This window comes from Saccharopolyspora oryzae, from assembly GCF_027853915.1.
GTDB lineage: Bacteria > Actinomycetota > Actinomycetes > Mycobacteriales > Pseudonocardiaceae > Saccharopolyspora > Saccharopolyspora oryzae.
On record NZ_JAQGLA010000186.1, the window covers coordinates 1 to 1,725 of the forward strand.

The following is a 1,725-nucleotide window of genomic DNA, read 5'->3' on the forward strand; positions in this document are numbered from 1 at the left end:
GCCTTCGACGTGGCCGGCTCCGGCCGGGTGCTGGCCGGCTCCGACGAGTCCGGATCGACGCAGCTGATCGAGCTCGTCGACGGCGCGAGCACCCGGTTGACCGCGCTGTCCGGCGCGGTGACCGGCCGCTACCTGCCCGGCGAGCGCGCGGTCGTGGTGCAGCACGACACCGACGGCGACGAGCGCGGCCAGTTGTCGTTGCTGCGGCTGGACCAGCCGCGGCCCGGACCGGTGCGGCTGCCCGAGCTGTGCCCGCTGGTCCGCGATCCCGAGCACGTGCACCGGTTGCTGGACGTGCTGCCCGATCACGTCGTCTACTCCACGAACCGCCGCAACGGCGTCGACTTCGACGTGGTGATCCGCTGCGTCAGCTCCGGGGCGGAGCGCGTCGCCTACGACCGGGGCGGCATGGTGCTGGAAGTCGCGGCGGCACCGGACGGACGCGTCGCGCTCACCGTTCCCGGCGCGCTGCCCATGTCGGACGAACTGATCGTCGTCGACTCCGAGGACCGGACGCTGACCAACCGCGACGTGGCCGCCCGGTGCACCAACATCGCTTGGCTGCCCGGCGGTTCCGGGCTGATCGCCACCACCAACTTCGAGCGCGACCGCACCGGCGTCGCCCGCATCGATCCGCGCACCGGCGACCGGACCTGGCTGGTCACCTCCGACGAGCACGACCTGACCGGCTGGGTCTCTCCGGACGGTTCGAAGCTGCTCGTGCAGGCCAACGACGACGGCGCGAGCCGGCTGGCGCTGCACGACGCGTCCTCCGGCGAGCGGCTGCGTCCGGTGCACCTGCCCGCGGACGGCTGGTGCGCGTTCCCGCTGCCGCAACCCGCGTGGTCACCGGATTCCCGTTACGTCGCACTGACTTTCAGCGGTCCGACCGTCCCCGGCGACGTGCTGCTCGTGGACGCGAGCACCGGCGAGTGCCGCGCGCTGACCGATTCCGCTGCGCAGCTCGACGACCAGCGGCCGGTGGAACCGAGCATCCACCGGGTGCCGACCCGCGACGGCGAGCAGGTGCCGTGCTTCCGGTACTCGCCGGAGAACCCCGATCCGCAGCTGGCCGGGTCCGCCGTGCTGATCGTCCACGGTGGACCGGAGAGCCAGTCGGTGCGGGCGTTCAACCCGATCGTCCAGGCTCTCGTCGCGCAGGGCCACGAGGTGCTGGTGCCGAACGTGCGCGGCTCCACCGGCTACGGCAAGCGCTGGTACTCCGCCGACGACGGGCGGAACCGGCTGGAAGCGGTGGCCGACCTCGGCGACCTGCACGACTGGCTGCCGACGATCGGCCTGGACCCGAGCCGGGCGGCGCTGTGGGGCGGCTCGTACGGCGGCTACATGGTGCTGGCCGGACTCGCCTTCCAGCCGCAGCGCTGGGCGGCCGGGGTCGACATCGTCGGCATCTCGTCGCTGGTCACCTTCCTGGCGAACACCGCGCCCTACCGCCGAGCCCACCGCGAACGCGAGTACGGCTCGCTGACCGCCGACGCCGACTTCCTCCACCAGGCCTCACCGCTGACCAAGGTCGCGGACATCGCGGCCCCGCTGTTCGTCCTCCACGGCGCCAACGACCCGCGAGTCCCCCTGTCCGAAGCGGAGCAGATCGCCGAAGCCGTCCGCGCCAACGGCCTGGAGTGCGAACTCCTCGTCTACCCCGACGAAGGGCACGGCCTGGCCAAGCGGGCCAACCGGCTGGACGCCTACCCGAAGGTCCTC

At 72.6% G+C, this 1,725-nt stretch carries 1 protein-coding gene; it reads left to right on the forward strand.

Going from position 1 to position 1,725, the window contains the following annotated elements:
• The coding region (locus tag OU415_RS38135; RefSeq protein ID WP_270954678.1) for an alpha/beta hydrolase family protein at window positions 1-1,725 on the forward strand (1,725 nt) is incomplete at both ends.